General features: G+C 65.6%; 15 protein-coding genes and 1 pseudogene. 11 read left to right on the top strand and 5 right to left on the bottom strand.

Annotation, left to right across the window (positions count from 1 at the left end; translation table 11 throughout):
- Positions 1–242: 242 nt before the first annotated feature.
- From gcvP to IEY49_RS10235, 4 genes are all read right to left on the bottom strand, one after another.
- Positions 243–3,092, bottom strand: a complete 2,850-nt coding sequence (gcvP, locus tag IEY49_RS10250; protein ID WP_189007798.1) for an aminomethyl-transferring glycine dehydrogenase — start codon at positions 3,090–3,092, stop codon at positions 243–245.
- Positions 3,093–3,189: 97 nt separating this feature from the next.
- Complete coding sequence (gene gcvH, locus IEY49_RS10245) at positions 3,190–3,552, bottom strand: glycine cleavage system protein GcvH (protein ID WP_189007795.1); 363 nt, start codon at positions 3,550–3,552, stop codon at positions 3,190–3,192.
- An 84-nt stretch (positions 3,553–3,636) separates the two neighbouring features.
- Positions 3,637–4,710, bottom strand: coding sequence for a glycine cleavage system aminomethyltransferase GcvT (gcvT, locus tag IEY49_RS10240; protein WP_189007790.1), 1,074 nt, complete (start codon positions 4,708–4,710; stop codon positions 3,637–3,639).
- A 58-nt stretch (positions 4,711–4,768) separates the two neighbouring features.
- The gene (locus IEY49_RS10235; RefSeq protein ID WP_229780730.1) at positions 4,769–5,035 is read right to left on the bottom strand and encodes a hypothetical protein; all 267 of its coding nucleotides are present in this window, start codon (positions 5,033–5,035) and stop codon (positions 4,769–4,771) included.
- A gap of 40 nt (positions 5,036–5,075) precedes the next feature.
- Here IEY49_RS10235 and IEY49_RS22130 point away from each other — a divergent pair, with 40 nt between their 5' ends.
- Together IEY49_RS22130 and IEY49_RS22125 are read left to right on the top strand one after the other, a co-directional pair.
- A complete protein-coding gene (locus IEY49_RS22130; protein ID WP_505699367.1) occupies positions 5,076–5,720 on the top strand; it encodes an AAA family ATPase in 645 nt (214 codons plus the stop codon).
- Positions 5,689–6,294: pseudogene (locus tag IEY49_RS22125) on the top strand (AAA family ATPase); the annotation flags it as partial. The gene IEY49_RS22130 and the pseudogene IEY49_RS22125, both read left to right, overlap by 32 nt.
- A 148-nt stretch (positions 6,295–6,442) precedes the next feature.
- On the opposite strand, the gene IEY49_RS10225 reads toward IEY49_RS22125, so the two are convergent.
- Positions 6,443–7,324, bottom strand: coding sequence for a complex I NDUFA9 subunit family protein (locus IEY49_RS10225; protein ID WP_189007785.1), 882 nt, complete (start codon positions 7,322–7,324; stop codon positions 6,443–6,445).
- A gap of 136 nt (positions 7,325–7,460) precedes the next feature.
- On the opposite strand from IEY49_RS10225, the gene IEY49_RS10220 reads away from it, so the two are divergent.
- The 9 genes from IEY49_RS10220 to IEY49_RS10180 all read left to right on the top strand — a co-directional run bounded on the left by IEY49_RS10220 (position 7,461) and on the right by IEY49_RS10180 (position 19,159).
- Positions 7,461–9,764, top strand: a complete 2,304-nt coding sequence (locus tag IEY49_RS10220) for an endonuclease MutS2 (RefSeq protein WP_189007782.1) — start codon at positions 7,461–7,463, stop codon at positions 9,762–9,764.
- Positions 9,765–9,886: 122 nt separating this feature from the next.
- The gene (locus IEY49_RS10215) at positions 9,887–10,792 is read left to right on the top strand and encodes a hypothetical protein (RefSeq protein ID WP_189007779.1); all 906 of its coding nucleotides are present in this window, start codon (positions 9,887–9,889) and stop codon (positions 10,790–10,792) included.
- 52 nt (positions 10,793–10,844) lie between these two features.
- On the top strand, positions 10,845–11,975 hold the full coding sequence (locus IEY49_RS10210; protein WP_189007776.1) for an MFS transporter: 1,131 nt from the start codon (positions 10,845–10,847) through the stop codon (positions 11,973–11,975).
- Between the two features lie 142 nt (positions 11,976–12,117).
- Positions 12,118–12,606 carry a GreA/GreB family elongation factor gene (locus IEY49_RS10205; protein ID WP_189007773.1) on the top strand — a complete coding sequence of 163 codons (489 nt, stop codon included), beginning with the start codon at positions 12,118–12,120 and terminating at the stop codon, positions 12,604–12,606.
- Between the two features lie 210 nt (positions 12,607–12,816).
- Positions 12,817–14,361, top strand: a complete 1,545-nt coding sequence (gene lysS, locus IEY49_RS10200; protein WP_189007770.1) for a lysine--tRNA ligase — start codon at positions 12,817–12,819, stop codon at positions 14,359–14,361.
- Between the two features lie 176 nt (positions 14,362–14,537).
- Positions 14,538–15,845: an ROK family transcriptional regulator gene (locus IEY49_RS10195; protein ID WP_189007767.1), complete on the top strand. Its 1,308-nt coding sequence runs from the start codon at positions 14,538–14,540 to the stop codon at positions 15,843–15,845.
- A gap of 25 nt (positions 15,846–15,870) precedes the next feature.
- Positions 15,871–17,106, top strand: coding sequence for an ABC transporter substrate-binding protein (locus tag IEY49_RS10190; RefSeq protein ID WP_189007764.1), 1,236 nt, complete (start codon positions 15,871–15,873; stop codon positions 17,104–17,106).
- 101 nt (positions 17,107–17,207) lie between these two features.
- Entirely contained in the window at positions 17,208–18,329 is a 1,122-nt protein-coding gene (locus IEY49_RS10185; RefSeq protein ID WP_189007748.1) for a carbohydrate ABC transporter permease, read from the top strand.
- Complete coding sequence (locus IEY49_RS10180; RefSeq protein ID WP_189007745.1) at positions 18,329–19,159, top strand: carbohydrate ABC transporter permease; 831 nt, start codon at positions 18,329–18,331, stop codon at positions 19,157–19,159. The genes IEY49_RS10185 and IEY49_RS10180 overlap by 1 nt, the downstream gene beginning before the upstream one ends.
- The last annotated feature ends 76 nt before the right edge of the window (positions 19,160–19,235 follow it).

Genomic DNA, 19,235 nt, shown 5'->3' with positions numbered 1-19,235 from the left:
CACTGTCCCTTTGGGGCAGGGGGAGTTTTCGTTGGCACTGGGCAAGAGATTTGACTGAGGTCGTGGCTTTGCCAGCCCTGTTTCCGTGTCCGGCCTCGACGCCATACTGCCGCACAGCTGAAATGGCCCGCGCGCTGCGCGCACGACAGCCTTCGGGGGTATGGGGCGGTAGGGGTGTGGGCTGACTGTGAAAGAAGACGGCGCCCCGTTGTCAGGGCGCCGTCTTCTTTACTTCTGCTGGCTTATGCGCCGATGTAGTCCTCGACGGGCGGGCAGGAGCACACGAAGTTGCGGTCGCCGTACACGTTGTCCACGCGGTTAACGGCCGGCCAGTACTTCCAGCCCCTCTGGTGCTTGCTGGGGTAGGCTGCCGTTTCGCGGCTGTAGGCGCGGTTCCACACCTCCGCCATCAGGTCGTCCTGGGTGTGGGGCGCGTGCTTCAGGGGGCTGTCCTCGGCCTTAAGCAAACCGTCCTGCACTTCCTGGATCTCGCGGCGGATCTGCAGCATGGCGTCCACGAAGCGGTCGAGTTCGGCCTTGGGCTCGGATTCGGTGGGCTCGATCATCAGGGTGCCGGGCACCGGGAAACTCATGGTAGGGGCGTGGAAGCCGTAGTCCATCAGCCGCTTGGCGATGTCCTCTTCGGTGACGCCACACGCCTGCTTCAGGGGCCGGATGTCGATAATGCACTCGTGCGCTACACGGTTGCCCTTGCCCTTGTACAGGATGGGGTAGGCGCCCGCGAGCCTGCTGGCGATGTAGTTGGCGTTCAGCAGCGCCACCTGGGTGGCCTTGCGCAGACCATGAGCGCCCAGCAGCTTGATGTACAGGTAACTGATCGGCAGGATGCTGGCGCTGCCATAGGGCGCGGCACTCACGGCGCCGGTCTGGCTGCCGCTGACGTCGCGCACCACGTGGTTGGGCAGGAACGGGGCAAGGTGAGCTTTGACGCCAATTGGGCCCATGCCAGGGCCACCGCCGCCGTGCGGGATCGCGAAGGTCTTGTGCAGGTTCAGGTGCGACACGTCACTGCCGATCAGCCCCGGCTTGGCCACACCCACCTGTGCGTTCATGTTCGCGCCGTCCAGATATACCTGACCGCCGTGCTGGTGGATCAGGTCGCACACGTCCATGACGTTGTCCTCGTACACGCCGTGGGTGCTGGGGTAGGTGATCATCAGGGCGGCGAGGTTCTCGCTGTGCTTCTCGGCCTGAACTTTCAGGTCGTCAAAGTCAATGTTGCCGTTCGCGTCGGTTTTCACGACCACCACCTGCATGCCCATCATGGCGGCGCTGGCCGGGTTGGTGCCGTGCGCGCTGGCCGGAATCAGGCAGACGTTGCGGTGGTGCTCGCCGCGGCTCTCGAAGTACTTGCGGATGACCAGCAGCCCGGCGTACTCGCCCTGCGCCCCGCTGTTGGGCTGCATGGAGATGGCGTCGTAGCCGGTGATGTCAGCCAGCCACGCTTCCAGTTCTGCCAGCAGCTCGGCGTAGCCCTCGGTCTGGTCGGCTGGGGCAAAGGGGTGTAGCGCGCCGAACTCCGGCCAGGTCACCGGAATCATCTCGGTGGTGGAATTCAGCTTCATGGTGCACGATCCCAGCGGAATCATGCCGTGCACCAGGCTGTAGTCGCGGTTTTCCAGCATCTTCAGGTAACGCAGCATGCCGTGCTCACTGCGGTGGTTCTGGAAGCCGGGGTGGGTCAGGAATTCAGTCGTGCGCCTGAGGCTCTCAGGAACACCGTCCACGGCCTGGGCGTCCAGCGCCAGCACATCCACGCCCTGTCCGGTGATGGCCTGCGCCACGTCCACCAGATCAGCAGGTGTCACGGTCTCGTCCAGACTCACGCTGACCCTGTTGCCTTCATAACGGAAGTTGATGCCCTGAGCCTCGGCGCGCTGGCGGATAGAGACCGAGTCACCCTCGAAGGTCAGGGTGTCGAAGAAGGTTGCACCGGGGGTCAGGCCCGCATTCTGGAGCGCTTTAGCCAGGATGCCGGTCAGGCGGTGCACGCGGCTGGCGATGGTACGCAGGCCCTCGGCGCCGTGATAGACGGCGTAGGCGGCGGCCATGTTGGCCAGCAGCGCCTGCGCGGTGCAGATATTGCTGGTGGCCTTCTCGCGGCGGATGTGCTGCTCACGGGTCTGCATGGCCATACGCAGAGCAGTCTTGCCGCGCACGTCCCTGCTCACGCCGATCACGCGGCCGGGCATGGAGCGCTGGTAGGCCTCCTTACAGGCCAGGAACGCGGCGTGCGGCCCGCCGAAGCCCATCGGGACGCCCAGGCGCTGGGCGCTGCCCACCACGATGTCGGCGCCCTGCTCGCCGGGCGGCGTAACCAGCGCACAGGCCAGCAGGTCGGCCGCGACGATCAGCGCCCCACCGGCCGCGTGCACTCTCTCGGCCATGGGGGAGAGGTCGCGCAGGTCGCCGTAGGTGCCGGGGTACTGGACCAGCATGCCAAAGACGCCTTCGGGCAGCTCGGCGGTCGGGTCGCCGGTCACGACGTCGAAGCCGAAGTACTCGGCGCGGGTTTTGACCACGTCCACGGTCTGCGGGTGCACATCGTCGGCCATGAAGAACACGTTGCCCTTGCTCTTGGCCTGACGCTTGGCCAGGGTCATGGCCTCGGCGGCGGCGGTGCCTTCATCCAGCAGCGAGGCGTTGGAGATGGGCATGCCGGTCAGGTCCATCACGACCTGCTGGAAGTTCAGCAGCATCTCCAGGCGCCCCTGGCTGATCTCGGCCTGGTAGGGCGTGTAGGCGGTGTACCAGCCAGGGTTTTCCAGCATGTTGCGCAGAATCACGGGAGGCGTGTGGGTGCCGTGGTACCCCATGCCGATGTAGCTGCGGAACACCTTGTTCTTCTGGGCGACGCGCTTCAGATCGGCCAGGGCCTGGGCCTCGGTGACACCCTCGCCGGCCTTGAGCTCTCCGTGGAACTGAATGGCTTCAGGCAGGGTGGTTTCGGTCAGCTCGTCCAGGCTGGAAACGCCCAGTTCGGCCAGCATCTCTGCCTGTTCCGCCTCGCTGGGGCCAAGGTGACGGGCAGTGAAGTCGTGGGTTTGAAGCAGGTCAGACAGCGGTTTCATGGAACTCCTTGCAGAAGTGGAAGAGTCGTGGCACAGGTACAGCAATCACGGGCTGCGGGTCGCCCCCGAACCCGTGACCGGCTGCCTGCGGGGGTCTTTAGTGGGCCTGGGCGTCGTAGGCGGCGGCGTCGAGCAGGTCCGTGCCTTCCTCAGTGACTTCCAGCTTGAACAGCCAGCCACCTTCATAGGGAGCACTGTTGACGAGTTCGGGGTTGCCGCTGAGTTCATCGTTGACGGCCACGATGCGGCCACTGGCCGGTGCATAGATGTCCGAGGCGGTTTTGACGCTTTCCACGACGGCCACGGCCTCGCCAGCGGTCACTTCGCGGCCCACTTCAGGCAGTTCGACGTACACCACATCGCCCAGCTGTTCCTGCGCGTGATCGGTTATGCCGACCGTGCCGTCGTCGGAGAGCCATTCGTGGGAAGCCGCGTATTTCAGGGTGGTGGGGGTGGTCATGGTGGTCGCTCCTGGGGATGAGTGGGCAGGGAAAGGAATGTCCGGTTGGGCCGGGTGCCAAGACTTCAGGCCCCAGGCTACTGGTTAGGGGGCCTTGTAGAAAGGAACGTCGGTCCGGGTGGCCGGGTGCGCCTTGCCACGGACTTCCACCTCGAAGTCGGTGGATGAAGCGGCACTCGCCTGCACCAGTGCCAGGGCGATGGGGTGGCCCAGGGTGGGGCTGCTGGTTCCACTGGTGACGTGCCCAACCACCTGCCCGCTCTGTAGCACCGGGTAGCCCTCGCGCACCGGTACCTTGTCCAGCTTCAGGCCGATCAGTTTCTGCTGGGCCGGCAGTCGCAGGGCGTCGCGGCCGTGGTGGGATTTGTCCTTGACCACCCAGGTGTAGTGGCTGCTCAGGGGGTGAATGTCGTCGGCGAATTCATGGCCGTACAGGGGAAAGCCCGCTTCCAGGCGCAGGGTGTCGCGCGCACCCAGCCCGGCCGGTGTTACGCCTATCGCCATCAGTTTGTCCCACACGGTCTCGGCCTCGCTGGCGTCGATAAACACCTCGAAGCCGTCCTCACCGGTATAGCCGGTGCGGGCCAGATGCACGTCGAAGCCGAACAGGCGGGCCGGGAAGTAGGCGTTCTTCTTCCTGCTGCCCAGGTCCACGTCCACGTGAGGTTGCAGCGTCTCGGCTGCTTTGGGGCCCTGAACCGCCAGCAGCGCCCAGCGGTCGGACTCGTTGGTCAGCGTGACGTCGAAGCCGGCCGCCAGGGTCTGCAGATGCGCCCAGTCCTTGTCGATATTGCTGGCGTTCACGACCATCAGGTACTCGTTTTCGCGGGCCATGTAGATATAGATGTCGTCCACCAGGCCGCCCCGGTCGTTGGGCAGCCAGTTGTACTGGGCGCGGCCGGGGCGCAGCTTGCTCACGTCGTTGGGGGTGACGTGCTGCAGGAAAGCCAGGGCGCCCTCACCCTGGATACGGAACTCGCCCATGTGCGAGACGTCGAACACCCCGGCCGCCCCACGCACCGCCTGATGCTCGGCCTTGAGACCGCTGTACTGGACAGGCATGTCCCAGCCGCCGAACGGCACCATCCGGGCCCCTGCACGGAGATGGGCGGCATGCAGCGGGGTCCGCTTGAGCGCTGTTTCTGGGGTCTGGGTCACGGCAAAACTGTACCGGACTGGGGCTGCTCATGTCCGGCCCGCCTGGACGTTTCAGGCCTCAGTCGCCGACCAGTGTCAGGCGCTCCAGGGTGCCGTCCAGATGCACCTGCGGCAGACCCGCGTCCACCGCTTTTCTCAGCTCGGTCAGTGCCAGGGCGGTGCTGGGGCCTTCGCCGTACATCCGGCAGGCTTCGGCCGTCAGGACCAGTTCCACGCCGTAGGCGCCCTGCAGCACCCGGAAGATACGGTTGTCGTCATCCTCGCGCCGGGTCACTTCCATGCCGTCGGGAAAACCGGCCGCGCGTACCTGCTCCTGAAACTCCATGGGGTCAGGGTAAGCGCGCGTGACCCTGTCAGGCCCGCACATGAAAAAAACCCTCATGCCAGCTTCCCCGGGCGCGGCCTATGCTCGCCGCGTGACCCTGTTCGACCCGCCCGCGCCTCTGGCCGAACGCCTGCGCCCCCATACGGTGGCCGAAGTGGTGGGACAGACACATCTGCTTGGCCCGGGCCGGCCGCTGACCCGCGTGCTGCAGTCCGGCCGGCTGGGCAGCCTGATCCTGTGGGGACCACCCGGCGTCGGCAAGACCACCCTGGCGCGGCTGCTCGCCGGCGAGGTCGGCGCGCATTTCATTGCCCTGTCGGCCGTTTCGGCAGGCGTCAAGGACGTGCGCGAGGCCGTCACGGAAGCCGAGCGGCTGCGCGCCCGTGGCACCCGCACCATCCTGTTTCTCGACGAGATTCACCGTTTTAATAAGGCCCAGCAGGACGCCCTGCTGCCGCATGGGGAAGTCCGGACTGCTGACCCTGATCGGGGCGACCACCGAGAACCCCAGTTTCGAGGTCAACCCGGCATTGCGCTCACGGGCCCGCACGCTGGTTTTGGAAGCGTTGACGCAGGAGGACATCAGAGGGCTGCTGGAACGTGCCCTGTCCGACGAACGCGGTCTGCCGGGCGTGAGCATCGAGCCCGAAGCCATGGACCTGCTCGCGCGGCTGGCGGACGGTGACGCCCGGCGCGCGGACGGTGACGCCCGGCGCGCCCTGAGCACCCTGGAGGTGGCAGCCACGCTGGCTGATCCAGTCACGCCCGAGGCGGTCACCGAAGCGTTCGGACGTCACCTGCCGGCCATGGACAAGAACGGGGAGGACTTCTACAACCTGATCAGTGCGCTTCACAAGAGCGTGCGTGGCTCGCACGTGGACGCCAGCCTCTACTGGCTGGCCCGCATGATCAAGGGGGGCGCCGATACCGGTTATGTTGCCCGGCGTGTGGTCCGCATGGCGTCCGAGGACATCGGTCTGGCCGATCCCCAGGCGCTGAGGCTGGCCATTGCCGCGCGCGACAGCGTGGAGTTTCTGGGCAGTCCCGAAGGCGACCTCGCGCTGGCCCAGGCGGTGGTGTACCTGGCGCTGGCACCCAAAAGCAACAGCGTCTACAACGCCTGGAGGGACGCGCTGCGGGCAGTGAGGGAAGGGGAGAGCCTGCCGGTGCCGGTTCACCTGCGCAACGCCCCCACGGCATTGATGCGCGCGCAGGGCTACGGCAAGGGCTACGCCTACTATTTCGATGACCCCCAGGGCTCGTTCGAGCAGTTTTACCTGCCTGAAGGGGTGCAGCTCGACCTCTACGCCCCACCGGCGAGGGCTGGGAGGCGCGCATGGCCGAACGCTGGCGCAAGCTGCGCGAGGCGCATGGGGAAGTCCGCGCTGAGGAGGAGCCTTCCGGGTCCTAACGGCCCTGCACGATCTGCCCCAGGCGATCCTGCAGGCGGTGCATCGGCAGCCCGAACGCCTGACGGGCCTCGTCGTTCGGGGCGGTGTTGCCGGCCTTCAGCATGGCGTACTGGTCCCGGGTAATTGGTGGACTGGGCAGCATCTGCATCAGCGGCACGCCCAGGTTCATCAGCGCCAGTGGCACCGGTACGACGGGTTTTTTCTTGCCCAGAGCTGCCAGTTCCAGGTCCAGCAGTTCGCGGAAGGTGAATTCCTGCGGGCCGGTCAGGGGATAAATATGGCCGGCGGTCTCCGGACGGTCCAGCGCCGTGACAAAGGCCTGCGCGACGTCCTCCACACTGACGGGCCGGAAAGGAAAGCGGCCGTCGCCGATCTGTGGCACCACCGGCGCGGCCGACACCAGATCCTTGAGGACCCGCCCGAAAAAGTCGTCGCCCACTCCGAAAATCAGGCTGGGCCGGAAAATCGTCCAGTTCAGACCGCTGCCCTGCACCAGCGCCTCGGCTTCAGCTTTCGTCACGCTGTAGCGGCTGTCCGGAATGTCCCCGGCGCCCAGGGCACTCATGTGCAGGTAGCGTGCGCCGCGGGGGGTGGCAGCCAGCACATGCCGGGTCCCCTCGACATGCACCCGGGCGAAGGTCTGGTCTCCCTGCTCCTGAATGATGCCAACCAGATGAATCACTGCTTCGGGACTGGCCTCACCCACGGCGCGCATGACGCTGCTCAGGTCGGTTGCGTCCAGCTTCAGACCGCGGGCACCGCCCACCGCTTCCCCCTGGCGTGATCCTGCGAACACCCGGTGCTCCCGCTCCAGCAGCTCTTTCACCACGGCCCGGCCCACGAACCCTGTCGCCCCCGTCACCAGCACGTTTGTCATGCTGTGCATGTCATCACGTTGTGCACAACCGGACTGTGAGTCGCCCGGTCTGGCCGGCGCAGGGTAAAGGTGGCGATAGTGGCTAAGCCACTCGGCGCACCATTCGTCTGGCAGGCATTGTTATGCTCCCCTGGAGATGCCGTTTGATTCCCGCGCCCTGTCCGCCCTGGATTTCCCCCGCGTCCGAGACGCCCTCGAGCAGCGCAGCAGCACGACGCTGGGCGCCGAGCGCGCGCGGGCCCTCCTGCCTTCGGACGATGCCGGACGTATTGCACGCGAGCTTGATGAAGTCGAAGACGCCCTGTTTGGCGTCAGCCTGTCCCTGGGCGGCATTCAGGACATCCGTGAGCTGCACGCCCGCGCTGCAGAGGGGCGGGTGCTGTCTGGCCAGGAACTGCTGAACGCTGCCTACTCGCTCGACGGGGCCATGACCGTGCGCCGGGCCATCGACGCCAATTCGCGCGGACCCTTGCGTGAGGTGGGGCAGGGTCTGGGCGACCACAGCGAACTGGTGCGCCGCTTTCTGTCGGCCCTGGACCGCGACGGCGGCGTACGCGACGACGCCTCGCCCCGCCTGCGGGACCTGCGCAAACGAATTGATCCGCTGCGGGGCCGCATCCGCGAGAAGCTCTCGGCTACCCTGGAACGCTGGGCCGATGTGCTGCAGGAACACATCGTCACCATCCGCCGTGACCGCTACGTGCTGCCGGTGCAGGCCAGCCGTGTCGGGCAGGTGCAGGGCATCATCGTGGACGCCTCCGCGACCGGACAGACCTACTTTGTCGAACCGGCTGCCGTGACACAGCTCAACAACGAGCTCACCCGCCTGATCCTGGATGAGGAGGCCGAGGTCCGGCGTATCCTGACCGAGCTGACCGGACTACTGGCGGGGGACTCGGCCGTGCCGATGACGCTGGCCACCGTGGGCGAACTGGACCTGATCGCGGCCAAGGCCCGGCTGGCGCGTGACTGGCGCCTTAACCGCCCCGAGCCGGTGCAGGACCACACCTACGACCTGCGCGAGGCCCGTCACCCCCTGATCGAGAACCCGGTCCCCAACGACATTGGTCTGGGCGAGACACGGCTGCTGCTGATCACCGGACCCAACATGGGTGGTAAGACCGCCACCCTCAAGACGCTGGGGCTGGCGGTGCTGATGCACCAGTGTGGGCTGTACGTGGCGGCGGCCACGGCCCGCCTTCCGGTGGTGCGCGACGTGCTGGTGGATATCGGTGACGAGCAGAGCATCGAAGCCAGCCTGTCCACATTTGCCTCGCACCTCAAGCACCTGCGCTATGTGCTGCGCCACGCCGCGCCCGACACCCTGGTCCTGATCGACGAGTTGGGCTCCGGCACTGATCCTGACGAGGGCGCAGCCCTGGCGCAGTCACTGATCGAGACCCTGCTGTCCCAGGACGCGCGCGGGATTATTACCAGCCACCTCTCGCCGCTCAAGCTGTTCGCCCTTGAAACGCCCGGACTGAAGAACGCCAGCATGGGTTTCGAGGTCAGCACCCTGGCGCCCACCTACCACCTGCAGGTGGGTCAGCCGGGGCGCAGCTACGCACTGGCCATTGCGCAGCGCATGGGCCTGCCTCCAGGGGTGCTGGAGCGTGCCCAGACCCTGCTGGGTCCCGAAGCGGGCCTGATGGAGCGCATGCTTGAGGGCCTCGAAACTGAGCGTGCCGAGCTGGCTGGCCAGCTGGAGACGGCTGTCGTCGCCCGCCGGGATGCCGAGGCCGAACTGGCCCGCGTCCGTCAGGAACGTGAAACCCTTGAAGCGCGTCGCAACGAGATGCTGGCCGAGGCAGCCCAGAAAGCCGAGACGCTGTATGCCGACGCCGTCGAGCGGGTCCGCACGCTGCGTGCCCGGGCCCAGGAGGAAAGTGCGCGCCCCCGCGTCATGCAGGAGCTGCGCGAGCTGCGTGCTGCCGCCCAGAAGGCCCGTCCTGCACCTCCGATCCGCGAGGAACGCGGCGATCCCATCCGGGTGGGCAGCCAGGTGGAAGTGCCGGCCTACAACGCCAGCGGTCAGGTACTGGAACTGCGCGGCGATGATCTGGTCGTGCAGCTGGGCGTCATGAAGGTTGGGGTTAAACGCCGGGACGTGCGTCTCAAGCAGGAAGTGAAAGTACCGGCGGCCAAGGGCAGAAACGGCCGCGCCGTGGCTTTCGCGGGTACCGCCCCCAGCAACTTCCAGAACGAACTGCAACTGCGGGGCCTGGGTGTGGAAGAAGCAGTTGAGGAATTGCGCACGGCCATTCTGGAAGCCCATGCCCTCAAGGAAAGCCCGTTGCGGGTGGTGCACGGCAAGGGGCAGGGCGTACTGCGCCGGCTGCTGCGCGAGTACCTCAAGACTGACAAGAAGGTTGAGTCCTTCCACGACGCCGAGGCCAACCAGGGCGGCCACGGGGTCACGATCGTGAATCTGCGGCGGTAGGGGAATTCGGTGGGGGTACGGCGCTTTCACATCGTTCCTGAGCACCGGTCGTGCATCATACGAGGGTGTTGAACCTTCGGCGTCTTGTTGCTCCAGCCCTGCTTGGGTCTGTCCTGGGTCTAATGTCCACGGCCTCCGCTCAACTGGAGTCGGTGGCCAACCGTCTGCAGCTTCCTTCAGACTACTTCTCTCGGTTCGGCGGTCTGCAGCCGGTGATTTCCAACACCGAAGGGTATGGAGTGCGGTACTTTCCCCTTCCGTTCTCTCAGGACATCCGCCTAAGTGTGGTCAGGGCGCCCACCTATGTGGATGTTGGTCTGACCACCCGCGTCAACGACACCTCGTTCGCCATTGGCCGGTTTTACAACACCCCGACCTTTGAAATTACCCGGAATCCCTATAAGGGCCTCCAGTTCGGTGGTGTGGTGCGTGGCAACGGTGGACTGTCAAATTTTTCCGGTGGTTACGCCTTTACCCTGTTGCAGGACCGGGTGCGCGTGCTGAACAACGTGGGCGTGGCGTACAAGGGCGATAAGGCTGCCCCGTACAGCCAGAGTGAGATCAGTGCCGGCTATGGGCGGGCCTTCGGAAAATTCAACACCTATGTGGCCGCCACGGGACGCTACTACCTGTTTCCCATGCAGCAGGAAGGACAGGCCAGCGTGGACCTTTATGCTGCGGTCAACGTCTCCCCAGTGAAGGGGCTGCTGCTGGAAGCCTCCCACTTTGAACGTTTTGTAACCGGATCCGTCTTCATCCCTGACTTCGGTGTGGGCCGCTATGAGGGCTCCACGCTGAGTGCTACCTACCGCCTCTCGGCGGGCTGGCCCTCGTCCACGCTGGGGCTGGGCGCTGTCCGGACCCGGGTGTCGCGGGACTGGACGAACGACTACACCTACGTTCACGGGGACCTGTTCCTGCGCACCGATCTGCTGCCGGCCATGGTTGGCCCAAGCATCGGCTACCGCTTCGGCCCTGGCAACACTGAAGGTGCCTGGCTTATCTCTCTGGTAGCGCTGCCCAAATAAAAGCTTTTCCTGAAAGCTGCCAGGAAAAGCTGAGTGTGTTACGTTCGCGGGCGTGACTGAACTTTCCACCCCACCACGTCTGCTGCCCATGCTGGCAGTGGGCGTGGCGGCTTTTTTTACGCTGGGCCTGATTCAGGCGATGTATGGCCCGGCTTTTCCGCTGTTTCAGGCCCGGTTCGGGGTGGATACGGGTGCCGTGGGCCTGATTGCCAGCGTGCATTTTCTGGGCTCGGCTCTGGCCCCTTTTCTCGTAGGACTGGCGCTGAGGCGGGTCAGTGTCAGGCGCGCGGTTGTGGTCAGTCTGCTGATCCTGGCCGCTGGGGTGAGCGGGGTCGGTCTGGCACCTTCCTGGCCGCTCGCTGTCACGGCAGCGTTGGTGGGCGGTCTGGGGCTGGGAGGGGTCAGCGCCTGCCTGAATGCGGCGTATGCGGCGCGGGGCACGCGGCCGGTCAATCTGGTCAATGCGGTCTTTGGGGTGGGAAGTATGGTCTCGCCCCTGCTGGTGGTGTCCCTGGGGCAGGCCGGGTTGGAGGGGCCGTTTCTGGCAGTGGCGCTCACGGCGGTCCTCACGCTGGCGGTGGCGCGGGTGTGGGGCGTGCCGGACATTGCGTCAGCGGGTGGAACCGCTGGAAGTCAGGATGCAGTCACCGCTGTAGCCCCTGGCCTGATGCTGGTCTTTGCCCTCATGCTTGCTGTGTATGTGGGCCTGGAGGCCGGGTACGGTGCCTGGACGGTGCGTTACCTGGACAGCCGTGGGCTGCCTGGGGCGGCGCTGGTGCTGAGCGGGTTCTGGGGTGGCATTACCCTGGGGCGTGTGCTGACTGGCATGTTCGGGCCCAGGGTGCACCCGGCGTCGTTGGTGATTGGAAGCGCGGCCCTGGTCACCGCCTGCGCTGTGGCGGCTGTGGTTCCGCTGTTCGCCCCCGGGGCAAGCATTCTGGCCGGGCTGGCGCTGGGACCGGTGTTCGGCAGCATGCTGGCCTGGGCCTCACAGCTGATGCCGGCGCGGCAGGTGCCGTTCCTGCTGACGGCAGGTTCGGCAGGAGGCGTGCTGCTTCCCTTTCTGATGGGGCAGGGAGTGGCGGGCTTCGGGCATCTGGCCGTGCCGGTTACGTTGGCCATGCTGGGCACCGTGCTGTTCCTGCTGTCGGTATTCACCCTGCGGCGGACCGGAGCAGCCTGAACGGACAGGCCCGGCCGCAAACGCAATCCTGCTCATTGCCGTCCTGGCGGGCCTATGTCAGAATGCGCCCTGATTCACAGCCAGTCGACCCGCCCGTGGCATTCGCAGGCCCCTGGCCCTGCATGGAATTGGAGGCTTCACAGTGACCCAAGCAATCAGACAGGTGAGACTCACGCGCGAAGGCTTCGAGCGCCTTCAGAAAACCCTGGAGCAGGAACAGCAGCGCCTGGCGGAAGCCACCCGCATTCTGCAGGAGCAGATGGAAACCAGCGCCGATACCGAAGACACCGGCCTGGAAGATGCCAAGCGCGAGAAGATGGCCATCGAGGCGCGGCTTGACGAGCTGGAAGATACCCTGGCCCGCGCGACCATCATCGAGGACCACGAGAACGATGGCCGGGTGGAACTGGGCGCCATCGTGCTGCTGTCCAACGAGACCACCAAGAAGGACATGAAGGTGCAGGTCGTCAGCGCTCCGGAGGCGGCCGTCCTGGGCGGCTCGCTGCCGCGCATCAGCGAGGACAGCCCGGTGGGCAAGGAACTGATGGGGCGCAAGACCGGTGACTCGTTCGTGGTCAACCTGGAAGGCGGTAAGCAGGTCAAGTACAAGGTCAAGAGCATCGAGTACTGAGCCTGAAGCGCCTTGGGCGCTCTGAGCGGGCGGCAAGGGGTGCAGGCCGGGATGTGCTGGGGCTGGGGCGAAGCGAAGGTCCGTGGCTGCCTGGGCGGAAGCCACAACCTGGGTGACTTGGCGCAGAGAGGAGATGGACGCTGAGAACTTCTCGGCGTCCATCTCCCTCTGGCATCGGTCGTGTAGGCCCTGCGCCCTATACTTGCCGCTATGTCGGAAGTTTCTGCCACCGCTGGGGCGCACCGGGAAGGTCTGCACGAGCAGACGGTCGCCCGCCTGAACAACCTGGACGCACAGGTCGCCGCCGGGTTCGAAGCCCACCCCTACAGCTATGCCCGCACCCATCATGCGCGCGAAGTGCTCGCCGCCCACCCGGCCAACCTTGAGGGCGTGCGCGAGCCGGGCCAGGAGTGGCCTGAAAAGGAATACGCCCTGGCGGGCCGCATCACCCTGATGCGGCACATGGGCAAGGCTGCCTTTGCCGACCTGCAGGACGAGCACGGCGCGCTGCAGCTGCATTTCTCGAAACAGGACACCGCGAACTTCGACGCCACCAAGAAGATTGACCTGGGCGACATCGTCGGCGTCCGGGGGTTTCCCTTCGTCACCAAGACCGGTCAGCTGACCCTGCGCGTGACCTCCTGGCAGCCGCTGGTCAAGAGCCTGCATCCGTTGCCCAGCAAGTTTCACGGCCTTCAGGACGAGGAACTGCGTGCCCGGCGCCGCTACCTGGACCTGATGATCAATCCCGAGCGGCGCGAGGCTTTCCGCACGCGCTCGCGGGCCATCCGGTACATCCGCAGCTTCCTGGACACCCGCGAGTTCATGGAGGTCGAGGGGCCGACCCTGCAGGTGGTCGCCGGCGGGACCGAGGCCAAGCCCTTCACCACCCACCACAACGCGCTGTCGCATGACTTCAGCCTGCGCATCAGCCTGGAGCTGTACCTCAAGCGGCTGCTGGTGGGCGGCTTTGAGAAGGTCTATGAGATCGGGCGCAACTACCGCAACGAGGGCATAGACCGCACGCATAATCCTGAATTCACCATGCTGGAGGCCTACTTCGCCTACGGCGACTACAACGACATGATGCGGTTGGTCGAGGACATGCTGCACGGACTGGTCACCGAGATCAAGGGTGAGCCGCAGCTGACCTACCAGGGGCAGACCGTGGATTTCAGCCTGCCGTTCCGTCGTCTGGATTTCGTGACGGCACTCAAGGAGGCCGCCGGCCTGGACTTCGAGGCCACCGATCTGACCCGCCTGCGCGCCTGGACCGACGAGAAACACCCGGAGATGCGTAAGGTCCCCGACTACAAGCTGCTGGACAAGCTGTTCGGCGAGTACGTGGAGCCATCGCTGGTCAATCCGACTTTTGTAACCGACGTGCCGCTGGCGATCAGTCCGCTGGTCAAGGCCCACCGCAGCCGCGAGGGACTGGCCGAGCGCGCCGACCTGTTCGTGGCTGGCTTTGAGCTGGCTCCCATCTACAGTGAGCTGAACGACGCCTTGGATCAGCGCGCCCGCTTCGAAGCACAGACGCAGAGACGCGACGCCGGTGACGACGAGGCCCACGAGCAGGACGAGGACTTCCTGCTGGCGCTGGAATACGGTATGCCTCCAGCCGCCGGGATGGGCATGGGCATGGACCGGCTGGCCATGCTTCTGACCGACAGCGATTCCATCCGTGACGTGCTGCTGTTCCCCCTGCTGCGTCCGGAGGGTACAGGCACCGAGGCAAGCGATCAGCCGGGTTAAACGCGCAGCAAAACAGGGCCGGGATTCAATCCCGGCCTCTTTTTACAACCGAATCTGATTAATTCGTTCGTTTGACAAACAAAATATCGTGAGCGCAAGATTGAGAAAAGCTCTGCTAATTCTGCTGTTCACCACATGGTGAAGCCGTCCGTAGCGTTGTCCCTGTCGGAGATCGTATGTCTGTTCCTACACCCGTTCCGCTCGACCTGGCTGCCATCCGGGCACGGCATACCACCCTGCTGCTGCAGCTGCTCTGGGAAAGGGACCGGGCGCGCGTGGACATTGCTCGGGACCTGGGAATGTCACGCAGCGCGATCAGCAGCATTGTCAGCGAACTGATCGGCGTCGGGCTGGTACAGGAAGGCAATACCCGGGGGAGTGGGCGCGCCGGTCGCCGGGCGACGCTGCTGTCACTCAATGCACGGGCCGCGGCTCTGCTGGCCATTGACCTCGGTGCCAGTCACGTGCGCATGGATCTGATGGACCTGCGCTGCCGCACCCTGGCCTCGCGCACGGTGCCGCACGAGGTGATCTCCGGACCGGCCAGAACCTATCACCTGCTGCTGCGTCTGGCGGACGCCGTGCAGCGTGAAGCCAACATCCCGGCGAGCCGGGTAGCCCTGGCCGGCGTAGGTGTACCGGGACCAGTCGACTACGATACGGGACGCGTGATCCACCCACCCAACATGCCCGGCTGGGACGGCGAGCCGGTACGTGCCGCGCTGCGGGAGCGACTGGGCCTGGAAGTGCTGGTGGACAACGACGCCAATCTGGGGGCACAGGCAGAAGCCCGCTTCGGGCCACACCGCGGCGTCCCGGACCTGATCTACGTCAAGGCGGCCACCGGCATCGGGGCGGGTGTCCTGCTGGGCGGGCGACTGCACCGGGGAGTGCGGGGTGGCGCTGGGGAAATCGGGCACATCAGCATCAACGAGCAGGGGCCGGTGGGCCGCAGCGGCAATCCGGGCAGCCTGGAAAGTTACGCGGCGGCACAGGTGCTGGTGGCGACTGCGGAGGCACGCCGCGCTGCCGGGGCCCCCACCAGCCTCAGTGGCCCGGTCACCCTGCCCGCCCTGGTGAGGCACGCGGAGACCGATCCGCTGGCCCGCGAACTCTGGGAAGACGCTGGCCATCACCTGGGGGTGGCGATCAGCACCGCCCTGAACCTGTTCAATCCGACTGCAGTGGTGATTGGCGGGCGGATGGCCGAGGCTGGCCCGGTGCTCCTGAATGCTGTGCGCACCAGCGCCCTGAGCCGCACCATGCAGATCAACGCCGAGCGCACCCGGATAGACCTGAGCACCCTGGGCGCAGAGGCCGGGGTCCTGGGTGCTGGAGCCATGATGCTCGACCAGCTCCTGACTCCGCTTGGGCTGCCACACCTGTACTCCGTCTCACGCACCTCCATGGCCGCCGTCCATGCCAACGGGAGCCGCGGACCCCCCAGCCCGACCCCCGTCACCACTGAGCCTGTCCCTATCTGACCGCACTCTCCCCTGGAGGAACACTATGAAAAAAGCCCTGATGCTCGCCCTTGCCCTCGCCACTGCCGGCAGCGCCTCTGCCGCCGGGAAAGTCGAGATCTTCTCCTGGTGGTCCGGTGACGAAGGCCCCGCCCTGCAGGCGCTGATCAAGCTGTACGAGCAGAAGTACCGCACCGTGAAGGTCGATAACGCGACCGTTTCTGGTGGCGCCGGGACCAACGCCAAGGCGGTCCTGAAGACCCGCATGTTGGGCGGGACCCCACCCGACAGCTTCCAGGCGCACGCCGGCCAGGAACTGATCGGCACCTGGGTGGTGGCCAACCGCATGGAAGACCTGACCCCGCTGTTCAAAAGCGAGGGCTGGACCAAAGCATTCCCGCAGGACCTCATCAAACTGATCAGCGCCAAGGGCGGCATCTGGAGCGTGCCCGTCAACGTGCACCGCAGCAACGTAATGTGGTACAACCCCGCCAAACTCAAGGCCTGGGGCGTAACCGCGCCCAAGACCTGGCCCGAGTTCCTGTCCACCTGTGCCAAACTCAAGGCCAAGGGCGTAACCGCTCCGCTGGTGGTCGGCGAGAACTGGACCCAGCAGCACCTCTGGGAAAACGTCATGATCGGCACGCTGGGCGCGCAAGGCTGGGAGAACCTCTGGACCGGCAAGCTGAAGTTCACCGACCCCAAGGTGGTGGGCGCCTTCACCACCTTCGGCAAAGTTATGGACTGCACCAACAAGGACGCCTCGGGCCTCAGCTGGCAGCAGGCCAGTGACCGCATCGCCGCCGGCACCAGTGCGTTCAACATCATGGGAGACTGGGCAGCTGGCTACTACACCACCACCAAGAAGCTGGCCCCTGGCAAGGACTTCGGCTGGGCTCCCAGCCCCGGGACGAACAAGGTCTTCGTGATGCTGGCCGACTCCTTCGGTCTGCCCAAGGGCGCCAAGAACCGCACCGAGGCCATGAACTGGCTCAAGGTGATGGGAAGTAAGCAGGGCCAGGACGCCTTCAACCCGCTCAAGGGCTCGATTGCCGCGCGTATCGACAGCGACCTGAGCAAGTACAACACCTACAGCAAGAGTGCGGCGGCTGACTGGAAGAGCAACAAGATCGTGGGCAGCATGGCGCACGGTGCCGTGGCTCCGGAAAGCTTCATGAGCGCGTTCGGGGCCATCATCGATCAGTTCGTGGCCGGTCGCGACGCCCGAGGCGCCGCCAACGCCGCGCAGCAGCTCGCCACACGGGCCGGCATCGGCAAGTAAGGCTCCATTTCTGGGGGAGGGGCACGGGAGGCAGCTTGCGGTCAGCGCCGCACTGCCGGCCCGCGCCCTCCTCTTTGAAGGCCAAGAGAGGAGGCGCCAGATTGAGAGGCTTAACAAGAGACCGCCTGTGGGCCATCGCGGTGCTGCTGCCCAGCGTCATTCTGCTGGGCGTGTTTGTGTACGGCTTTATCGGCCGTACGGTGTATGTCAGCCTGACCGACTGGGGCAATGACCCGGCGCAGGCCCTGGCCGCAAACCCGGTGATTCAGTGGGTGGGACTGGCCAACTATCAGGAATTGTTTTCCGGCTTCCTGCAGGGCCGCTTCCGCCAGGAACTGGTCAGCACCATCTTCTTTACCCTGTTTTTCATTCTGGGCTGCCTGGGTCTGGGTCTGGGCCTGGCCATGATCCTGGACCGCAACCCGAAAGGGGAGGGACTGTGGCGCACCATCTTCCTGTTTCCAATGAGCCTGTCGTTTATCGTGACCGGCACCATCTGGCGCTGGATGCTGCAGCCGCAGGGCGGAGTTAATCAGATCCCCACGGTAGTGGGAGGGCAGCCAGGCACCTTCAGCTGGCTGAGCAGCACCGAGGCCATCTGGAAGTTCGACTGGAACAGGCTGCCGCTGATGACGGCCGTGGTGGTCGCCGTGGTGCTGGGCGTCATCGCCCTGCGGGCGCTGAGGGTAGCGCAGCGCCCCCGCGCGCTGGTCGCCGGGCTGTGCGCCCTGATGCTGCTGGCCTGGGCACTGTTTGTCGGACCGAATCTGAAGCTGCTGGCGGCCCCTGAGCTGCACGGCTTCAACCTGGCCCTGATCGGCATCATCATCGCGGCCGTATGGCAGATGAGCGGCTACACCATGGCCCTGTACCTGGCCGGCCTGCGCGGCATTCCCGAGGAGATTCGCGAGGCGGCGCGCGTGGACGGCGCCACCGACGCCCAGATGTACCGCCGGGTGATTTTCCCCCTGCTGGCGCCCATTACCCTGAGCGCCATGATCATCCTGGGGCACATCAGCCTCAAGATCTTCGATCTGGTGTACGCCATGTCGGGGCCGGACAACACCTTTACCAGCGTTCCGGCCCTGAACATGTACCTGACCAGCTTCCGTCAGAACCAGTTCGCGCTGGGCGCCGCCATCGGCACGATCCTGCTGCTGCTGGTCGCCTTCGTGATCGTGCCGTACCTGGCCAGCGCCTTCCGCACCGAGGAGAGCCACTGATGAATCCGACGACCCAATTCACGCCGGGCCGGGCGGGGACATACGTCCTGCTGCTGCTGGCGGCCCTGTTCTTCCTGGTGCCGGTCTACCTGCTGCTGGCCACGGCACTCAAGAGCCCCGACGCCATCAGCCTGACCACCACCTGGCACTGGCCGGCCGCGCTGAACTGGGCCAGCTTCCAGGAGGCCTGGGCCAAGATCGGCGGCAACATGGGCAACAGCCTGTTCCTGGCGGTGGTGGCGACCGTGCTGGCCGCCCTGATGGGCAGCATCAACGGCTACGCGCTGGCCAAGTGGAAATTTCGCGGAGCCAACACCCTGTTCGCCCTGATGCTGTTCGGGATGTTCATTCCGTATCAGGCGGTCCTGATCCCGCTGTTCCAGTTCATCAAGTCGCTGGGGCTGTACGGCAGCATCTGGGGTCTGATCCTGGCGCACGTGGTGTACGGTCTGCCGATCACCACGCTGATCTTCCGGAACTTCTACGCCGACGTGCCCGACGCCCTGGTTGAGGCCGCCACCATCGACGGGGCGGGCTTCTGGGCCATCTACCGCAAGGTCATCTTCCCGATCAGCATTCCCGGCTTCGTGGTGGTCGTGATCTGGGAGTTCACGCAGGTGTGGAACGAGTTCCTGTTCGCCGCGACGCTGACCAACACCAGTTCGCAGCCGGTGACCTACGCACTGTCGCAGCTGGCGGGAGGACAGGCCGTGTCGTGGAACCTGCCGATGGCCGGGGCTATCCTGGCCGCGCTGCCCACCCTGCTGGTCTACATTCTGCTGGGCCGCTACTTCGTGCGCGGTCTGCTGGCCGGAAGCGTCAAAGGCTGAAGCTCTGACGCGCACCCACCTGGGACGGAGGCATGTACGTGCATGCCTCCGTCCCTCCTTGCAGGCGCTAGACTTC

The sequence above is a fragment of the Deinococcus malanensis genome (assembly GCF_014647655.1).
GTDB classification, from domain to species: domain Bacteria; phylum Deinococcota; class Deinococci; order Deinococcales; family Deinococcaceae; genus Deinococcus; species Deinococcus malanensis.
This window is presented reverse-complemented; position numbering and strand designations above follow the sequence as displayed.